20 protein-coding genes are annotated in these 18,235 nt (G+C 64.1%); 13 read left to right on the forward strand and 7 right to left on the reverse strand.

The features are described from left to right. Window positions 1–124 precede the first annotated feature (124 nt). Window positions 125–1,294 carry a 4-hydroxybenzoate 3-monooxygenase gene (gene pobA, locus QA645_RS04465; RefSeq protein WP_283048457.1) on the forward strand — a complete coding sequence of 390 codons (1,170 nt, stop codon included), beginning with the start codon at window positions 125–127 and terminating at the stop codon, window positions 1,292–1,294. A 233-nt stretch (window positions 1,295–1,527) separates the two neighbouring features. Then, complete coding sequence (locus QA645_RS04470; RefSeq protein ID WP_254134709.1) at window positions 1,528–1,947, forward strand: PaaI family thioesterase; 420 nt, start codon at window positions 1,528–1,530, stop codon at window positions 1,945–1,947. 3 nt (window positions 1,948–1,950) lie between these two features. On the opposite strand, the gene QA645_RS04475 is transcribed toward QA645_RS04470, so the two are convergent. After that, a complete protein-coding gene (locus QA645_RS04475) occupies window positions 1,951–2,835 on the reverse strand; it encodes a LysR family transcriptional regulator (protein WP_283048460.1) in 885 nt (294 codons plus the stop codon). A gap of 123 nt (window positions 2,836–2,958) precedes the next feature. Here QA645_RS04475 and QA645_RS04480 point away from each other — a divergent pair, with 123 nt between their 5' ends. Then, window positions 2,959–3,588 carry a pyridoxamine 5'-phosphate oxidase family protein gene (locus QA645_RS04480; protein ID WP_283048461.1) on the forward strand — a complete coding sequence of 210 codons (630 nt, stop codon included), beginning with the start codon at window positions 2,959–2,961 and terminating at the stop codon, window positions 3,586–3,588. On the opposite strand, the gene QA645_RS04485 is transcribed toward QA645_RS04480, so the two are convergent. Further along, complete coding sequence (locus QA645_RS04485; protein WP_283048463.1) at window positions 3,585–4,670, reverse strand: AbrB family transcriptional regulator; 1,086 nt, start codon at window positions 4,668–4,670, stop codon at window positions 3,585–3,587. The two genes, QA645_RS04480 and QA645_RS04485, sit on opposite strands and share 4 nt — an antisense overlap. A 100-nt stretch (window positions 4,671–4,770) precedes the next feature. Continuing rightward, window positions 4,771–5,052, reverse strand: coding sequence for a PsiF family protein (locus QA645_RS04490; protein ID WP_283048464.1), 282 nt, complete (start codon window positions 5,050–5,052; stop codon window positions 4,771–4,773). A gap of 186 nt (window positions 5,053–5,238) precedes the next feature. Between QA645_RS04490 and QA645_RS04495 the strand changes: the two genes are divergently transcribed. Beyond that, window positions 5,239–5,745, forward strand: a complete 507-nt coding sequence (locus QA645_RS04495) for a hypothetical protein (RefSeq protein WP_283048465.1) — start codon at window positions 5,239–5,241, stop codon at window positions 5,743–5,745. Window positions 5,746–5,851: 106 nt separating this feature from the next. Here QA645_RS04495 and QA645_RS04500 read toward each other — a convergent pair whose 3' ends face one another. Continuing rightward, a complete protein-coding gene (locus QA645_RS04500; protein ID WP_283048466.1) occupies window positions 5,852–6,400 on the reverse strand; it encodes a TetR/AcrR family transcriptional regulator in 549 nt (182 codons plus the stop codon). Window positions 6,401–6,506: 106 nt separating this feature from the next. Here QA645_RS04500 and QA645_RS04505 point away from each other — a divergent pair, with 106 nt between their 5' ends. From QA645_RS04505 to QA645_RS04515, 3 genes are all read left to right on the forward strand, one after another. Next, window positions 6,507–6,935 carry an acyl-CoA thioesterase gene (locus QA645_RS04505; protein WP_283053660.1) on the forward strand — a complete coding sequence of 143 codons (429 nt, stop codon included), beginning with the start codon at window positions 6,507–6,509 and terminating at the stop codon, window positions 6,933–6,935. Between the two features lie 3 nt (window positions 6,936–6,938). Continuing rightward, on the forward strand, window positions 6,939–7,415 hold the full coding sequence (locus QA645_RS04510; RefSeq protein ID WP_254134702.1) for a PaaI family thioesterase: 477 nt from the start codon (window positions 6,939–6,941) through the stop codon (window positions 7,413–7,415). Window positions 7,416–7,513: 98 nt separating this feature from the next. Next, window positions 7,514–8,176, forward strand: a complete 663-nt coding sequence (locus QA645_RS04515) for a DsbA family protein (protein WP_254195829.1) — start codon at window positions 7,514–7,516, stop codon at window positions 8,174–8,176. Between the two features lie 78 nt (window positions 8,177–8,254). Here the strand turns inward: QA645_RS04515 and QA645_RS04520 are convergent, their stop codons facing one another. The 3 genes from QA645_RS04520 to QA645_RS04530 form a co-directional block, all read right to left on the reverse strand. After that, complete coding sequence (locus QA645_RS04520) at window positions 8,255–8,461, reverse strand: hypothetical protein (protein ID WP_045005422.1); 207 nt, start codon at window positions 8,459–8,461, stop codon at window positions 8,255–8,257. Between the two features lie 81 nt (window positions 8,462–8,542). Beyond that, entirely contained in the window at window positions 8,543–9,613 is a 1,071-nt protein-coding gene (locus QA645_RS04525; protein ID WP_254134699.1) for a phospholipase, read from the reverse strand. A 20-nt stretch (window positions 9,614–9,633) separates the two neighbouring features. Further along, entirely contained in the window at window positions 9,634–10,623 is a 990-nt protein-coding gene (locus QA645_RS04530) for a S1C family serine protease (protein ID WP_254134698.1), read from the reverse strand. 286 nt (window positions 10,624–10,909) lie between these two features. Between QA645_RS04530 and QA645_RS04535 the strand changes: the two genes are divergently transcribed. The 6 genes from QA645_RS04535 (at window position 10,910) to QA645_RS04560 (ending at window position 18,211) form a co-directional block, all read left to right on the forward strand. Beyond that, entirely contained in the window at window positions 10,910–12,328 is a 1,419-nt protein-coding gene (locus tag QA645_RS04535) for a M20 family metallopeptidase (protein ID WP_254134697.1), read from the forward strand. Window positions 12,329–12,588: 260 nt separating this feature from the next. Then, window positions 12,589–14,379, forward strand: a complete 1,791-nt coding sequence (locus QA645_RS04540) for a peptide ABC transporter substrate-binding protein (protein WP_254134696.1) — start codon at window positions 12,589–12,591, stop codon at window positions 14,377–14,379. 29 nt (window positions 14,380–14,408) lie between these two features. Next, window positions 14,409–15,368, forward strand: coding sequence for an ABC transporter permease (locus QA645_RS04545; RefSeq protein ID WP_254134695.1), 960 nt, complete (start codon window positions 14,409–14,411; stop codon window positions 15,366–15,368). Then, window positions 15,334–16,251 carry an ABC transporter permease gene (locus QA645_RS04550; protein ID WP_254134694.1) on the forward strand — a complete coding sequence of 306 codons (918 nt, stop codon included), beginning with the start codon at window positions 15,334–15,336 and terminating at the stop codon, window positions 16,249–16,251. Before QA645_RS04545 ends, QA645_RS04550 begins: the two co-directional genes overlap by 35 nt. Next, window positions 16,251–17,246: an ABC transporter ATP-binding protein gene (locus QA645_RS04555; RefSeq protein ID WP_283048474.1), complete on the forward strand. Its 996-nt coding sequence runs from the start codon at window positions 16,251–16,253 to the stop codon at window positions 17,244–17,246. The genes QA645_RS04550 and QA645_RS04555 overlap by 1 nt, the downstream gene beginning before the upstream one ends. Continuing rightward, window positions 17,243–18,211 (forward strand): dipeptide ABC transporter ATP-binding protein, encoded by a 969-nt coding sequence (locus tag QA645_RS04560; RefSeq protein WP_254195824.1) that lies wholly within the window; start codon window positions 17,243–17,245, stop codon window positions 18,209–18,211. The genes QA645_RS04555 and QA645_RS04560 overlap by 4 nt, the downstream gene beginning before the upstream one ends. Window positions 18,212–18,235: the final 24 nt, after the last annotated feature.

The following is an 18,235-nucleotide window of genomic DNA, read 5'->3' on the forward strand; positions in this document are numbered from 1 at the left end:
TTTGTCGCGATGCGGCGACGAGCACTCCCCTTTTGCCCAACCGTTATATGATATAATTATCGCGCGCGGACGACCGCCACAAGCGAGCCGCGACGAAAGCCTACAGGATCGGGAGGAGCAAGTATTGCGGACAAAAGTCGCAATCATCGGGGCCGGGCCGGCAGGATTGTTGCTTGGGCAACTTCTGCATCAATACGGCATCGACAATGTCATTCTTGAGCGGCAGAGCCCGGATTACGTGCTGGGCCGCATCCGCGCCGGTCTCCTGGAAGAGGGAACGGTCGGGCTGCTCGACCAGATCGGCGCCGGCGCGCGGGCGCATGCCGAAGGCCTGGTGCATGAGGGCATCGAGCTCGCCTTCGATGGCCGCCGTCATCGCATCGACATGAAGGCCGCGACCGGCAAGACGGTCATGATCTATGGCCAGACCGAGGTCACGCTCGACCTGATGAATGCGCGGAAAGAAGCGGGCCTTACCACCGTCTACGAAGCCAAGGATGTGCAGCCGCACGATTTCGACGGCAGTCACCCGCGCGTAACCTGGGTCAAGGACGGTATCACCCACACGCTCGATTGCGACTTCATCGCCGGCTGCGACGGCTTTCACGGCGTCAGCCGCGCCAGCGTTCCGGCCTCGGCGATCGCCGAGTTCGAGCGGGTCTATCCGTTCGGCTGGCTCGGCATTCTCTCCGAGACGCCGCCGGTCAGCCACGAGCTGATCTATTCCAACCATGCCCGTGGCTTTGCACTCTGCACCATGCGCTCGCTGAAGCGCAGCCGACATTATTTGCAGTGCTCGCTCAACGACCATGTCGACGAGTGGCCCGACGATCGCTTCTGGGACGAATTGAAGCGCCGGCTCGACCAGGAGGCCGCCGACAGTCTTGTGACAGGCCCCTCGATCGAGAAGAGCATCGCGCCGCTGCGCAGCTTCGTCGCCGAGCCGATGCGCTTCGGCAAGATGTTTTTGTGCGGCGATGCTGCCCACATCGTGCCGCCGACCGGCGCCAAGGGGCTGAACCTGGCGGCAAGCGATGCGCATTATCTGTCGAGCGCGCTCCGCGAATTCTACGACGAGAAATCGAGCGCGGGGATTGATGCCTATTCCGCCAGGGCGCTGGCGCGGGTCTGGAAGGCCGTGCGCTTCTCCTGGTGGATGACATCGATGCTGCACAAATTCCCTGATAACGGCAGCATCGGCGCGCGCATCCAGGTTGCCGAGCTCGACTACGTCACGCAGTCGCAGGCCGCGATGACATCGCTGTCGGAGAATTACGTGGGGTTGCCGTTTTAGGAAGGTGCCGTAGTGCCGTAGGGTGGGCAAAGCGAAGCGTGCCCACCATCTGTTTCGATCATGAAGAGATCGTGGGCACGGCGCTTCGCGCCTTTGCCCACCCTACGGCATCGTCACTGTGGCGCCGCCCATTTCAAACACCCGCGCAAATCTCGTTTAAAACTTTGTAGGCGGTGAAACTGTTATCCGCATCGCGTTCAATGCTGGCAATCCACCAGCAAAGTGAGACACGCATGACCGACACCGCCATCCCCGCAGGCTTCGAGCCGCATCTCCGCAGCGGTCCGCTCACGGAGCCCTGGAAACCGATCTACGCAAAGAAAACCGAGAAGGCCTTCATCCTCGGTCTTCGGCTGGACCGGCCGCATACGAACGGTCGCGGCATGATTCACGGGGGCCTCATCGCAGCACTTGCAGACAATGCGATGGGCTACAGCTGCGCGCAGGCGACGGGCTGGACCACCTCGTTCGTGACGGTCTCGCTCACGGTTGATTTCGTCGGCCAAGCGGGGATCGGCCAGTGGCTTGCCATCGAGAGCGACGTGATCAAGACCGGCAAGACCATCTGCTTCGCGCAGTGCCTGGCGAAGGCCGATGATGTCGTGATCGCGCGCGCCAGCGGGACGTTTCGCGTGGTGCCGAGGAAGGCGTAAGACCTACCCAAATCGCCAATCCGCCGTCTCCACGACGAGATCGATGAACGCGCGCACCTTGGCCGAGAGCAGGCGCGAGGTCGGATAGACGATGTGGATCGGCAGGGCCGGCTGCTCGTATTTCGCCAGCAGGATCTTCAGCCGCCCGGTCTTCAAGCCGTCGGCGGCCTGATAGGCCAGCACGCGCGTGATGCCGCCGCCGGCCTCGGCATATTGCAGGGCGGCGTCGGCGCTGTTGCTGGTGAAGCGCGGGGACGGCGCCACCTCGATATCGCGGCCGTCCTGCGCGAAGCGCCACGCGGTCGCGGGACCGAACAGGATGGTCTGATGCTCGGTCAGCGCCTCCGGCGTCTTCGGCTCGCCATGGCGCTTCAAATAACCCGGTGTGGCCACCGTGATCCGCCGCATCTCGCCGACCTGGCGTGCAACCAGCGAGGAATCGGCGAGGTGGCCGATACGGACGGCGGCATCGACGGCGTCCTCCACGAGGTTGACGAGGTTGTCCGAGAGCCTGAGCTCGCAGGCGACCTCGGGATAGCGTTTGAGATAGGTGGTCATGACGGGGCCGACATGCAGCCGCCCGAAGCCGACCGGGGCCGACACCACCAGCTTTCCGCTCGGCCGGTTGCGCTCCTCCCGCGCCGAGCCGTCGGCCTCCTCGACGTCGGCGAGGATTCGACGGGCGCGTTCGAGATAGCGGGTGCCGACGTCGGTCAATCGCACCTGTCGGGTGGTCCGCTGCAGCAGCCGCGCGCCGAGATGCTCTTCCAGCGCAGCAATCAGCCGTGTCACCGCCGAGGGCGACAGCCGTAGCTTGCGCGCCGCGGGCGCAAAGCCGCGCAGATCGGCGACGGTGACGAACACGTGCATGGCTTCCAGGCGATCCATGGGCATTATTGCATATATTGCAACGATGAAGTGTCAATAGGTCCGATTGTTTTGATCGCCGGAAGGTCCATTTTAATCCCCGAAAGACGCAGAGATGCGCCGGAATTTTCAGGAGATATTCCGATGACCACAGTTCACACCTATGCCAGCGACGTCGCCTTTACCCCCGCGGTGAAGGCGATCCAGGCGCGCAAGGGTTCGCGCGAGGCCTATGGCCGCGTCGAGCAGCGCGGCTGGCGCACCGAGGTCGATGAAAACCTCGAGGCATTTCTCGCCGATGCCAACAGCTTCTATTTCTCCACGGCCTCGGCGGACGGCCAGCCCTATATCCAGCATCGCGGCGGCCCGAAGGGGTTTCTGAAGATGCAGGACAAGCAGACGCTCGCCTTCGCCGACTATGCCGGCAACCAGCAATATCTGACCCAAGGCAATCTCTCGGAGAACCCCAAGGCCTACATCTTCGTGATGGACTATGCCCATCGCCGCCGGGTCAAGATCTGGGGCGAGGCGCGCGTGGTCGAGGACGACGATGCGCTGACGGACGCACTGATGCCGAAGGGCTATCGCGCCCGGCCCGAGCAGGTGATCGTGTTCAAGATCGCGGCTTGGGACACCAACTGCCCGCAGCACATTCCGCAGAAGTTCGACGCCGCGGATGTGGCGGCGGCGCTGGCGGCGAGGGACCAGCGGATTGCGGAGCTCGAGGCGCAGGTCGCGGCGCTGACGGGGCAGGCGACGCCAGCAGAAGGCTAATCGTCGACGTCGTCCTGCGTGCGGCCGAACAGATGCACGATGCCCGGCGTCGCGATGGTGACGAACACGAAGCGCGAAAGGTGATGGGCGCCGACGAAGATCGGATCGATGTGTAGCGTCAGTGCCAGCGCCAGCATCGCGTCCATCGCGCCGGGCGCAAAGGCAACGACGACGTCGGAGAACTTCACCTGCGTCGTGACTGCCACGATACCGACGAAGATCGAGGAGACGGCGATCGCCACGGCGAACGAGCCGAGCGCGGCGTTGATGTGGCCGGCGAGCGTCTTGATCCGCATCCGGGCAAAGCGGCTGCCGATCAGCGCGCCGATGCCGACCAGCGCGACGCCGCGCACCCAGTTCGGCAGGCCGCCCTCGACCCACCCCGCGCCATGCAGCACGCTGGAGGCGATCATCGCGCCGAACATCCAGCTTGCCGGAAACTTGATCAGACGCAGCATGAGCGACGCCGCCAGCGATGCGGCGACCAGTTCCAGAAGATCGAGCGGCGAAGCAATGGCCGCCGTCAGCGATGGCGCGACGGAGGGGGCGACGCCCGCGATCGCCAGCACCATCGGCAGCGCCGCGGTGAGGATGATCACGCGCATGGTCTGCACCACTGCGATGCCTGGCAGGTCGGCGCCGCGCTCAACCGCCAAAATCGTGATCTGTGACAGCGCGCCGGGGCTGCCGGCGAGGAAAGCCGACGTGCGGTCCCAGCCGTGGACACGCTGCAAGTAATAGCTCGAGCCGAAGGTCGAGCAGAATGTCGCGAGCGCCAGCAGCCCGATGGTGAGCGGGTAGGCGCTGACCTGCTGGATCAGATGGCGCGAAACGACGGAGCCCAGCGAAATGCCGAGCAGCACCAGCACGGTCTGGGTCAGGAGCGGCGGCACCGAAAGCTGGCGTCCGGCAATCGCGGCAATCCCGACCGCGATCATCGATCCCGAGAGCAATCCGCCCGGAAGGCCCGCGGCCAGAAAGGCCAAGCCCCCGGCGGCGCCGATGACGAGCGTCTCCGCGGTGCTCAAAACCTTGGCACGGCTCGGCCATTCGAACGGGAGGGAGGCGGTGATTTGCTTCACGCCGCCTTATCGCAAATCGGCGAGAGGCGCACAATTGCAGGCTCGTCATGCCGCAATGCGTGCGCCTCCCGCCAAAGGCGAGGGGAGGATTGTGACGGATTTACTTCTTGTCGGCGGCAGGCGCAGGAGCAGCAGCGCCACCGGCCTTCGCGGTCTTGATGCAGTCGGATCGGAATTTCTTGCGCTCCTTGCCATGCAGGCCCTTGGCGTCCGCCTGCTTGGAGCATTCGAGCGACTCGGCCGAGTGCTCCTTCGGCGCCTTCTTGTCGGTGGTGGCAGCGGCATCGGTCTTTGCGGCCGGCGCAGCGGTCTGCGCGAAGGCAGTGCCGGTGGCGAACAGCGAGGCGATCACGACGACGGCGAGGCGGGTGGCGAGGGTCATGGTGTAGCTCTTCTTGCGAGAGTTGCGGAGGAGCGGGAACGTCGGCCTGCCTTGCTGAACGCCACATGAATAATCCTGAACGGTGCGATCACTATATTTTGGCTCCGAGCCCCATCGCTTCCTTGTCGGAAGTCCGGGGCACGCTAGGATAGCAATCCTCGTTTGCTTCCCTGAGGGAGACCAAGGATGACCATTCAAGCCAAATTGTTGTGTGCGATTGCGGCGTCGAGCGTTGCCGCGCTGATGGCGAGTGCGCCGGCGCAGGCGCTGACCTCGCAGGAGTGCAGTGCGAAATACCAGGCCGCCAAGAAGGACGGCTCGCTCGGCACCATGAAGTGGAATGACTTCCGCAAGGCCCAGTGCGGCGCCGATGCAACGCCGGCCGCCGCACCGACCGCGGCGGCCCCGGCCGCGCCTCCGCCCGCCGCCGAGCCGAAGCAGGCCAAGAAGGAGGCAGCCCCCGCTGCTGCTCCGGCGTCGACGATGCCGACCATGCCGGTGGGCAACGCCGTCTTCCCGAACGCGGTCGATGCCAAATACGCCAAGGAGAGCGCGGGCAAGGCTCGCCTCCACACCTGCGTCGACCAGTACAACGCCAACAAGGCCACCAACGGCAATGGCGGCATGAAGTGGATCGAGAAGGGCGGCGGCTATTACAGCGAATGCAACAAGAAGCTGAAGGGCGCCGCCTGAGCTTCAACTGACGCCGAGGCCGGAGCCAAGCTCCGGCCTCTTGCTTAGGTTATTGTTAGAGCATGATCTTTTCGGAAAACCGCTTCACGCTTTTCCGGATCATGCTCTAATCCAGCAATTTCTCGGCCGATTTCGCCACGAGCTGCGACCGCTTGCGCGGGCCGCGCTCGACGAACAACAGGCTTTGGCCGAAGATGAAGCAATAGAACAGGAACGCCTGCGCCTCGGCCTCCTCGGGCTCGAGACCGGTCGCGCGATAGAGCTCGGCAACGTGCTTCAGCCGGGCTGTATCCACGCTCGCCACCGCCGCAGCGGCGCTCTCGTCGGAGCGCGCCCACTGCCGGATCGCGAGCTCGATCGCCATGCCCTCCGGATTGAGCCGCTCGGAATAGAGCTGGATCACCGCCCTCAGCCGCTCGCGGGGCGCTTGCCCGTCCAGGCTGGTCTGCTGTGCGATTGATGCCGAGCGTCCCTCGCGCCAGTGCACCAGCATGGCGTCGAGCAGCGCGGCGCGGTCGGCGAAGCGGCGGTAGAAGCCGCCCTTGGTGACGCCCAAATTCTTGGCGAGCACCTCGACCCGTACCCCTTCGACCCCAGCGCGGGCGAGCTCGGTAAACCCTGCCTCGACCCAGACATCGCCCTTGCCGTCGTTCATGAAGGAAGCCTCACCGGTTCTTGATACGGTGCCGTATTGCTAACGCGTCCAACGCCTGATACGCTACCGTATCAAGATCAAAAGACAGACAGGGCAGGGAATGGCGATGGAGCAAGAGGCGACCTATCGCGGCACGGTCTATCCATGGCAGTGCGATCATGTCGGTCACATGAACATCATGTGGTACGTCGGCAAATTCGACGAGGCCAATTGGAATTGGTTCGCCCGGCTCGGGCTGACGCCGAGCTATCTCCGCTCCTCCGGCCGCGGCATGGCGGCGGTGCAGCAGAACATCACCTACAAGCGCGAGCTGCTCGCCGGCGACATCGTCGAGATACGCAGCCATCTGCTGGAGGTTCGCGACAAGTCAATCCGCTTCCGGCACGAGATGACGAATGCCGAGACCGGCGAGATGGCTGCGTTCTGCGAAATCACCGCCGTGCACATGGATCGCAGCCAGCGCAAATCCGCGGCGTTCGCGGATGCCATCCGCGAGATCGCACTGAGATATCTCGTCGAACCGGCCGAGGTCTGAGCCATGGCTGCGTTCGAGCCGAAAAACCCCGGCTATCGTGCGGCGGCCATTGCGATGTTCGAGGGCCAGCCGGCGATGCGCACGCTCGGCATCGTGATTGTCCGCCTCGCGCCGGGCGAGGTCGAGCTGGCGATGCTGCATTCCCCTGAATTCACGCAGCAGAACGGTTTTATCCATGCCGGGATCATCACCGCCGGGCTCGACAATTCCTGCGGTGTCGCCGCCTTCACACTGATGCCGTCGGAGGCCGATATCCTCACCGTCGAGTTCAAGACCACGCTGCTCGCCCCTGCCCGCGGCGAGCGTTTCGTGTTCAAGGCCGAGGTGATCAAGCCTGGCCGTACGTTGACCTTCTGCGAGGCCAAGGCGTTTGCCGAGCACGAGGGTAGGACCACGCTGATTGCCACCATGACCGGAACGCTCATGGCGATGCTGCCCCGCGCCGACACTCGGGGCGCGCAGGCCATTGTCGTGTCATAACGCGGCAATGACATCCCACCCACAACGTCCTATATGAGCCGTAACAATTCCCGGTCCGGGGCCGTACTTGCGGCGATAGGACCGAAACGGGACGAGATATGACTGGATTCAGGACTAAGGGCTTTGGGCCGACACGACGCGCCGCGTTGACGTTGATCGGGGCGGGCGTCTTCGCGGCTGGCGGGGTGACGTTGGCGCGCGCGGCTGCTGGCAGCGAAGACGAAGTGCTGACCGAAGCCAGGGTGTTGCGCGATCCCGACGTCCCCGTCGCCGGCAATCCCGATGGCAACATCAGCATCATCGAGTGGTCCGACTACAATTGTCCCTATTGCCGCAAGCTCGAGCCCGAGCTGCGCCAGGTCATCCAGGACGACGGCAAGGTCAGGCTGGTTCTGAAGGACTGGCCGATCCTCGGGCCCGTCTCCGTGACGGCCGCCCGGATCGCACTCGCCGCGAAATACCAGGACAAGTACCACAAGGCCCATGACGCCATGATGGGTGTCAGCTCGCGCCTGACCGAGTCGCGCATCAACGAGCTGCTCGCGGCCGCCGGCGTCGACATGGACCGCCTCAAGGGCGACCTCACCGCGCGCGCCAAGGACATCGACGCGATCCTCAAGCGCAACAACGAGCAGGCCGAGGCCTTCGGCTTCCGCGGCACGCCGTCCTTCATTGTCGGCAAATATCGCGTACCCGGTGCGCTCAGCATGGCCGAGTTCGAGCAGGTCATCGCCGACGCCCGCAAGGCCAAGATGAACTGACGCGCAGCAGCGTTCATCGCAGCCAACACAAAGGCGCCGCCGCGGATCGCGACGGCGCCTTGTTCATTGCGGGCGAGATTACTTCGACGAAATCCGGACCCAGTCCTTGTGCGCGCGGTCCTGCAGCGCATTCCAGTCGGCCTTCGCTACATCCCAGTTCACGATGGTGCGATTGGCAGTCGCGACCTCGCCATTGGCGACGGACGACGTCTGCATGGAATCATAGACATACACGCCGCAGCCGAGCAGCAGCGCACCCAAAATCATTCCGAAAAAAGTCTGCATGGCGAACCTCCGGTGTGGGCGGATAACGTCGGCCCGGAGTGATGGTTCCGCGGCACTACGGCGCGGGTAAGGACGGCTCGTTCATCCTTCATTCAGCCATTGCAGCAGCACGGCGTTGATCTCGCGCGGATAGGTATGGCTGAGGTCGTCGATCTCGCGATAGGTCACATCGGCGCCGGCGGCCGCGAGTGCCGCTTGCGTCTGCCGTGCGGTCTGCACCGGAAACATCCAGTCGAGCTTGCCGTGAGTGATGAAGATCGGCAGGCCCTGCAGGCGCGTGGCATCGGCCATCTCCGCCATCAGCGGATGGAAGGTCGCCGACACCGGTGCGAGATGAGTGAAGGGCGAGGCGCCATCCAGCCCGCTGACATAGCAGAACGTGCCGCCGTCGCTCATGCCGGTCAGCAGCATCCGCGAGGCATCGACCCGCCAGCGGCCGCGCACGGTTTCGAGTATCCGCATCAGATTGGGCGTGTCGGTGTCGTCGCCCATCAGCGCCCAGGTCTGTCCGGTCGCGGTCGGTGCCACCAGGATCGCGCCAAGGCTGCGGGCATCGCGCAGCCAGCTCCACAGAAAGCCGCGGCCATTGCCGCTGCCGCCATGCAGCGCCATCACCAGAGGCCAGTTGCGATCGGGCGTGTAATACTCGGGAACGTAGACCGAGAAGCCGCCGCGGCTGCCGGGCTCGTTGTGATCATGGAAGACGCCGGTGTCCTCGCCGGCGGCGACCTCCAGCCGCGCCAGCAACTCACCATTCTCGCGATTGCCGGTGTTGAGGAAGAAATTGCTCACCGGTGGAAACTGCGCAGACAGCGGATAAAGCGCCTCTTGTGCCCGCGGCAGATGGCGCAGCGCGCGGAACACCGCGACGAGATCGCCATTGCCGCGCTCGACGTCGCGAATGCCGGCAAAGGCGGACAGCGTCTCGTCGCAGGCGCGATCGAGCCGCTCGCGCAGTCCGGCGAACTGCTCCGGCCACGCTCCGATCGCTGCGCGTGCCGACTGAAGCGCGTCGTCCGGTGCGCCGATGGCGTTCATCACCGAGCCGAAGGCCGGCGGATGCAAGTGCCGGGCGAAGTAGCCGAGCGCCTCCAGTGCATTGAGCAACGGCGGCAGCACGGCCACGATGTCGTCAACGACGGCCTCGGTCATCGCTGCTTCCTCTGTCTGGATCAGTGCAGCTTCGGCGCTTTCAGAAGCTTGAAGCGATCGGTCGAGGTCACCGTGACGTCGAAGGTGACGCCTTCATGATGCGCGGTGCCTTGATGATGCACGGTGAGAGGCACGTCGACGCCGGCGGCACCGAGGTCCCACATCTTCTTGTAGAAGTCGGTCTGGCTCGTGACCTTCTCGCCATCCACGGCAAGAATGACGTCGCCGGTCTTGAGTTCGGCGCGCGCGGCGGGACCGTTGGCGGAGATTCCGATAACCACCACGCGGTTGTCGATCTCGGTCGAAAAGAGTCCGAGCCACGGGCGTGCCGGCTTGTTGACACGGCCGAACTTGCGGAGGTCGTCGAGGATCGGCTTTAGCAGGTCGATCGGCACGATCATGTTGACATGCTCGGCCTTGCCGTCGCGTTCACGCTCGAGCTGGAGCGAGCCGATGCCGATCAGCTCGCCACGCTCGTTGATCAGTCCCGTGCCGCCCCAGTTCGGATGAGCCGGATAGGTGAACAAGGCCTCGTCGAGCAGATACTCCCAGTAGCCCGCGAATTCCTGCTTGGCGACGATCTGGCTCGCGACCGATCGCGTTCGCCCGCCGGCGCCGCCGACCACGACGCGGTCGCCGAGCCGGGTGTCCGCCGAGGAGCCGAGCGGCAGAGGCTCGATGTCGAGCCGGCCGAGCGCCTGCACCAGGCCGAAGCCGGTGACGGAATCGAAGCCCAGCACATGTCCCTCCACCACGCGCCCGTCGCCGAGGTGAAGCCAGACGGATTCCGCCTCGGTAATCAGATAGCCGATGGTGAGCACCAGCCCGTCGTCGATCACGACGCCGTTGCCGGCGCGCTCGGTGCCGAGAGTTTCGGCGCTGAAAGCGTCCGGCGGAATGATGGCGTGCAGGCCGACGACGGAGGCGAGCGCACGATCGAGATCGAAGCCGTAATCGCTCGCACGCGGCTGATTGGCCGGCGGCACTCTCCATTCGGTCAAGGCGGGCATGGAGTTCTCCTGGCTGAGAGCATCGCTCCGCCATGGCTGCGGAACGACGCGCGAAGCAAGCATAATTTAGGCCGGAGGAGGCCGTCTTGAAAGGCTTGACCGCAACTATTCCAGATGTCGCGCCGCCGGTTTCCGAAGATGACAGGCATTGTTCACCTAAAGCCGGGCGGCAACCGCCCAATCCGGCATCGGTCGCATGGCTGGTGTCCCGCGAGATGCTAGGCGGAGTTCAATGAAGCTGCTAACCATTGCCGCTTCGTTTGACCAAGAGATCACGGACCAAACCATGGACAATCGCAGCGACATCTGGCGTGGCATCGACACGATCAAGGGACGTTTCATCGACCTGAGCGACAAGGTCTGGGGTATGCCCGAGGTCTGCTACACCGAGGCGCGTTCCGCCGCCGAGCATCTCGCCGAGTTGCGCCACCAGGGTTTCCGCATCACCGAGAAAGTGGCGGGCATTCCGACCGCGGTGATGGGCGAATGGGGCGAGGGCGGTCCGGTCATCGCCTTCATGGGTGAATATGACGCCCTGCCGGGCCTCAGCCAGGAGGCCGGTGTCGCCGAGCATCGTCCGGTCGAGACCGGCGGTCACGGCCATGGCTGCGGTCACAATCTGCTCGGTTCCGCAGCGCTCCTCGCCGCCACCGCCGTCAAGGACTGGCTCGCCGAGAACAAGGTGCCCGGCCGTGTGCGCTACTACGGTTGTCCGGCGGAAGAGGGCGGCGCGGCCAAGGCCTTCATGGTGCGCTCCGGCGCGTTCGAGGACGCCGATATTGCCATCACCTGGCATCCGCATAGTTTCTGGGAAGTCGCGGTGACGCCGTCGCTCGCCAACACCCGCGCCGACTTCATCTTCACCGGCCGCACCTCGCATGCTGCGGCGTCGCCCCATCTCGGCCGCTCCGCGCTCGACGCGGTGGAGCTGATGAATGTCGGCGTGAACTACATGCGCGAGCACATGCCGAGCGATGCGCGCGTGCACTACGCGCTGCTCGACACCGGCGGCATTGCGCCCAACGTGGTGCAGGCCCATGCCCGCGTGCGCTATTCCATTCGCGCCCGTGATCTGCCCGGCATGAACGAACTGGTCGGGCGCGTCAGCAAGATCGCAGAGGGTGCGGCCTTGATGACCGAGACCAAGGTCGAGATGAAGATCATCTCCGCGGTCTCCAACATCCTGCCCAACACACCGCTGGAACAGGCGCTGCACCGGGTCATGGAAGAGCTCGGACCGCCGCATTTCGACGATGCCGACAATGGCTTTGCCAGCCAGATCCGCGCGACGCTGACCGACAAGGACATCGCGTCGGTCTATTACGCGATCGGCATGGAGCCGACCGATCGGCCGCTGGCCGACTTCCTGGTGCCGCTCGACGCCAAGCGCAACCCCTTGGTTGGCTCGACGGACGTCGGCGATGTGAGCTGGGTGGTGCCGACCGTGCAGGTACACGCACCAACGGTTGCAATCGGCACCCCGTTCCACACCTGGCAGGTTGTCGCGCAGGGCAAGAGCCCGCATGCCCACAAGGCGATGGTGCAGGCGGCCAAGGCCATGGCCGGCCTTGGCATCAAGGCGATGACCGAACCGGAACTGATCAAGGCCGCGAAGGCCGATCTCACGAAGCGGACGACCAAAACGCCTTATATCTGCCCGCTGCCGGACCACGTCGCGCCGCCACTCAATATGTCCGTGGCGTAGAATTCCATCTCGATACTTCGTCTGATCTGAAGAGCAAATTTTCCGCAGTGCAACTTGGTTTCCCGCGGATTTTGGCGCGGGAATGCCGAACCGTTGGGCTGCGGAAGGAAGTTTTGCTCAACAGAAAGCCAGAACACCGTTTGCACACACACGGCCGCAGTTGACGCGCGGCCTATTCAGTGTGCCATCTACCGCCAGCCAAACTCGGCGGCCGGGCTGCGGCCGCCTGCATCCATACGGGAACCAGACGGGGGACAACCATGCTGGATAAAGAACTGCGTTCGATGATCGGTGACGTGAAGGACGGGCGCATGGATCGCCGCGCCTTCATCCAGCGCCTGGCCGCCGTCGGCCTCACCGCTCCCATGGCCAACCAGATCCTCGCCATCGGCGGCGTCGCCATGGCGCAGAGCCCGTCCCCCTATCCGCCGACCAAGCGTGGCGGCGGCGGCCCGCTCAAGCTGTTGTGGTGGCAGGGACCAACCTTGCTCAATCCGCATTTCGCGACCGGCACCAAGGACCAGGACGGCTCGCGCGTGTTCTACGAACCGCTCGCAAGCTGGGACGTGGACGGCAATCTCAACCCGATTCTCGCCGCCGAAATTCCGTCAACAGCAAATGGCGGCCTCGCCGCCGACGGCAAGTCGGTGATCTGGAAGATCAAGCCCGGCGTCAAATGGCATGACGGCAAGCCGCTGACAGCCGACGATTTCGTGTTCACCTTCACCTATGCCAGCGATCCTGCCACGGCGGCTGTCTCTATCAGCACCTATGCCGACATGACGGTCGAGAAGGTGGACGACCTTACCATTCGTATCCTGTTCAAGAACCCGACGCCGTTCTGGGCCAATGCTTTCGTGGGCGCGTACGGATGCGTCATCCCGAAGCATCTGTTTGGCGACTACATCGGATCGAAATCCCGTGAGGCGCCGACCAATCTGGCCCCGGTGGGCACCGGCCCCTACAAATTCGTCGAGTTCAAGCCGGGCGATCTCGTCCGTGGTGCGTTGAACCCCGACTACCACATGCCCAACCGTCCGTATTTCGACACCATCGATATGAAGGGCGGCGGCGATGCCGTCTCCGCGGCACGCGCGGTGATCCAGACCGGCGAGTTCGATTTTGCCTGGAATATGCAAGTCGAGGACGACGTGCTGCTGCGCCTGGAGAAGGGCGGCAAGGGTAAGACCGTTTATGCCGTAGGCGGCGACATCGAGTTCATCGCTATCAATTTCACCGACCCGAACACGGAGGTCGATGGCGAGCGGTCCTCGATGAAGACCAAGCATCCGATCTTTTCCGATCCGAACGTTCGCAAGGCGCTGGCTCTCCTGGTGGACCGCGAGTCCGTCAAGAAGGCGATCTACGGTCGCGCTGGACGCACCACGGCCAACTACCTCAACGGTCCCGAGAAGTTCGTCTCCAAGAACACCTCCTGGGAGTTCAACATCGAGAAAGCGTCGAAGATGCTGGACGACGCCGGCTGGAAGGTCGGCGCAGACGGCATCCGTGAGAAGGATGGAAAGAAATTCAAGCTCCTGTACCAGACTTCGACCAACGGTCCGCGCCAGAAGACTCAGGCCATCGTCAAGCAGGCCTGCCAGAAGGCTGGCATCGACGTCGAGCTGAAGTCGGTCGTTGCCTCGGTGTTCTTCTCGTCGGACGTTGCCAACAACGACACCTATCCCAAGTTTTACGCCGACATCGAGATGTTCCAGATCCCGATGACACAACCGGATCCGGCTTTGCATATGCGCCGCTACATCTCGGCCAATGTGGCAACCAAAGAGAACAAGTGGCAGGGCCCGAATTATCCCCGCTATGTCAACAAGGACTATGATGCGGCGATTGCCGCGGCCGAGACCGAGATCGACCTGGTCAAACGGGCGGCGCTTTACATCAAGTGCAACGACCTGTTGTGGCAGGACACCGTGTTCATTCCGGTGATGCACCGTCTTACGGTGGACGCCTGTGCCAACACGCTGAAGCCGGTCATCTCGGGCTGGGCCAATCGGACCGACAACATCCAGGATTGGTACCGGGAGGCATGATCGCGAGGGCATAGACGGGATTCTTCCCCATGAGCCAATATGTCCTGCGCCGCCTCCTGATCGCCATTCCGAGCTTGCTCGGCATCTCGGCGGTGCTGTTCTTCGTCCTGGCGCTCGCGCCCGGCGATCCCTTCTCGGAACTGGCGACCAATCCGAACGTGCCACCCGAAGTGCAGGCTGCACTTCGGGCCAGGTTCGGGCTCGATGATCCGATCTATCTGCGCTACCTGCACTGGCTGTCTGCCATGGTGCACGGCGACTGGGGCTTCTCCTTCGTCAGCCGGATGAACGTCGATACGCTCATCCTGCAGCGCCTGCCGGCCACGCTCTACGTGATCGGTTCGGCACAGATCCTGGCGCTGCTGATCGCGATTCCCGTCGGCGTCTATGCGGCGACAAAGCCCTATTCGCTGTTCGACCAGGTCGCGAACACGCTCGCCTTCGTCGGTTTTTCGCTGCCGACCTTCTTCACGGGCATCCTGTTCATCCTGATCTTCTCGGTCACGCTGGACTGGCTGCCCTTCGTCTACACCACCGACATCAAGGCCACGGGCATCCACTACGTGCTCGAGATGATCCGGCAGGCGATCATGCCGGTCGCCGTGCTCGGCCTGTTCCAGGCGGCCTCGATGACGCGCTTCGTGCGCTCGGCGATGCTCGACGTGATCCGGCTCGATTACGTCACCACGGCGCGGGCCAAGGGGCTCGGGCAGGCCAAGGTCATCGTCAAGCATGTGATGCGCAACGCCATGATTCCGGTCGTCACGCTGATCGCGCTGCAGATGCCCGCGGTGTTCGGTGGCGCCATCGTCACCGAGCAGATCTTTCGCATTCCCGGCATCGGCTCGCTGCTGATTTCCTCCATTCTCTCCAATGACACCCCGGTCGTGATGGCCGTGACCTTTGTGTTCGCCTGTCTGGTGGTGCTCTTCAATCTCATCGCGGATGTGCTGTATGGCTGGCTTGACCCTCGCATCTCCCTCCGCTGAGCGGGGCGTCTACTCGCCCTGGCGCGAGACGTGGCGGCGCTACAGCCGCCACAAGCTCGCCGTCGTCAGCGCGATCCTGCTGCTCGTCCTGATTCTTGCTGTGGTGGTCGGCCCCTTCATCTGGCGGATCAAGATCAACGACATCGATATCGTGGCGGGCATGCAAGGGCCGTCGCTCGCGCATCCCTTCGGCACCGACGACCTCGGCCAGGACATCCTGGCGCGGATGATCTATGGCGGGCGCATCTCGCTTGCGGTCGGATTGGCCGCGATGCTGGTCTCGGTGTTCATCGGCACGCTGATCGGTGCGCTCGCCGGCATGTCCCGCGGCGCGCTCGGGCATGGTCTGATGTGGCTCACTGACCTCTTTCTGTCGCTGCCCCAACTGCCGCTGCTCCTGCTGCTGATCTATCTCTTCCGCGACGGGTTGAAGCAGATGTTCGGTCCCGAAGGCGGCATCTTCATCCTGATCGTCCTCGTCATCGGCGGCTTGCGCTGGATGCCAGTGGCGCGCCTCGTGCGCGCGCAGTTCCTGTCGATCCGCGAGAAGGAGTTCGTCGAGGCCGCGCGCGCGCTCGGTGCGAGCCCGGTGCGGCAGGTGGTGAAGCACATCCTGCCCAATGCGCTCGGTCCGGTGATCATCGCCGGCACCATCGACGTCGCCGCCGCGATCATCGCGGAATCGACGCTGTCCTTCCTGGGCCTCGGCTTTCCGCCGGATACCCCGACCTGGGGCCGGCTGCTGTACGATGCCAAGGATTTCCTCGACATCGGCCCGCACTGGGCCTTGTTCCCGGGCGGCGCGATCTTCATCGCGGTGGTCGCGATCAATTTCATCGGCGACGGTCTGCGTGACGCGCTCGATGCGCGACGGGTGATCTGATGGCGCCGCTGCTCGAGATCAAGGGTCTCAAGACCCACTTCTCCACCGACGACGGCATCCTGCAGGCCGTCGACGGCGTCGACATCACCATCAACAAGGGCGAGACGCTCTGCGTCGTCGGCGAGTCCGGCTGCGGCAAGACCGTCACCGCAATGTCGATTCTGAAGCTGATCGCGATGCCGCCGGGCCGCATTGCGGCGGGCGAAATCATCTTCGAGGGTCGCGATCTGGTGCCGCTGACGAGCAACCAGCTCGACGAGATCCGCGCCAAGGAGATCGGCTTCATCTTCCAGGAGCCGATGACCTCGCTCAATCCGGTGCTGACCATCGGCGAGCAGATCGCCGAGAGCCTGCGTCGCCACGAGAACGTCACCAGGAAACAGGCGCTCGATCGCACCATCGAGATGCTGAAGCTGGTGCAGATCCCCAATGCCGAAGGCCGCGTGCACAATTATCCGCACCAGTTCTCCGGCGGCATGCGCCAGCGCGTGATGATCGCGATGGCGCTGGCCTGCAAGCCCAAGCTGATCATCGCCGACGAGCCGACCACTGCGCTCGACGTCACCATCCAGGCGCAGATCCTCGACCTGCTCCAGGACATGAAGGAGCGCTTCGGCATGGCGGTGATGCTGATCACCCATGCCATGGGCGTCGTCGCCGAGACGGCGCAGCGCGTCGTCGTGATGTATGCCGGCAAGGTGGTGGAGGAGGCCGATGTCGACGCGCTCTTCGCCGATCCGCGCCATCCCTACACGCAGGGCTTGATCCGCTCGATCCCGCGGATCGATCTCGACAGCGAGCACAAGACGCGCCTCGAGGCGATCGGTGGCTCGGTGCCGATCCTGATCAACCCGCCGGTCGGTTGCCGTTTCGCGCCGCGCTGCAAGTTTGCCATGGACGTCTGCACCGAGAAGGAGCCGCTGCTGCGCGAGATCGCGCCCGGCCACCGCATGGCCTGCCATCTCGGAGATACACAGTTGGGAGGCGCGGCATGAGCGAGCCTCTGCTCCGCGTCAGCGGCCTGAAGAAATATTTCCCCGTGCTCGGCGGCCTGTTGTCTCGCCAGGTCGGTACCGTCTATGCGGTCGACGGCGTGTCGTTCTCGGTCAATCGGGGCGAGACGCTCGGTCTCGTCGGCGAATCCGGTTGCGGCAAGTCGACGACCGGGCGCTGCGTGCTGCGCCTGATCGAGCCGACCGACGGCGAAGTCATGTTCGACGGCCAGGACATCGGCAAGCTCGGCGGCAACGATCTGCGCGCGATGCGGCGGAACATGCAGCTGGTGTTCCAGGATCCGTTCGCCTCGCTCAACCCGCGCATGACGGTCGGCTCCATTCTCGGCGAAGCTTTCACCATCCACAATCTCGCATCGAACGCCAGGGAGCGCGAAGAGCGCGTCGCGGGCCTGCTGGTCAAGGTCGGCCTCAAGGCCGAGCACATGCGGCGCTATCCGCATGAGTTCTCCGGCGGTCAACGCCAGCGCATCGTGATCGCGCGGGCGCTCGCGGTCGAACCCAAGCTGATCGTCTGCGATGAGCCGGTGTCAGCGCTCGACGTCTCGATCCAGGCGCAGGTCATCAACCTGCTGGAAGATCTCCAGGCCGAGTTGAACCTCACCTATCTCTTTGTCGCGCACGACCTCTCGGTGGTCGAGCACATTTCCGACCGCGTCGCCGTGATGTATCTCGGCCGCATCGTCGAGCTGGCGAAGGCGAGCGACCTCTATCGCAATCCGCAGCATCCCTACACCAAGGCGCTGCTTTCCGCCGTACCGGTGCCGGATCCCAAGCTCAAGCGCAACCGCATCCGCCTCAAGGGCGACGTGCCGAGTCCGATGAAGCCGCCGTCGGGCTGTCACTTTCACACCCGTTGCCCGATCGCCCAGCCGCGCTGTGCGGAAAGTGCGCCGGAACTGAAGGAAGGCGCGGGCGGGCATTTCGTGGCGTGTCATCTGGCCTGAGTTGCGCGGTGCATAGGTCCTCGG

This window comes from Bradyrhizobium sp. CIAT3101 (assembly GCF_029714945.1).
GTDB lineage: Bacteria > Pseudomonadota > Alphaproteobacteria > Rhizobiales > Xanthobacteraceae > Bradyrhizobium.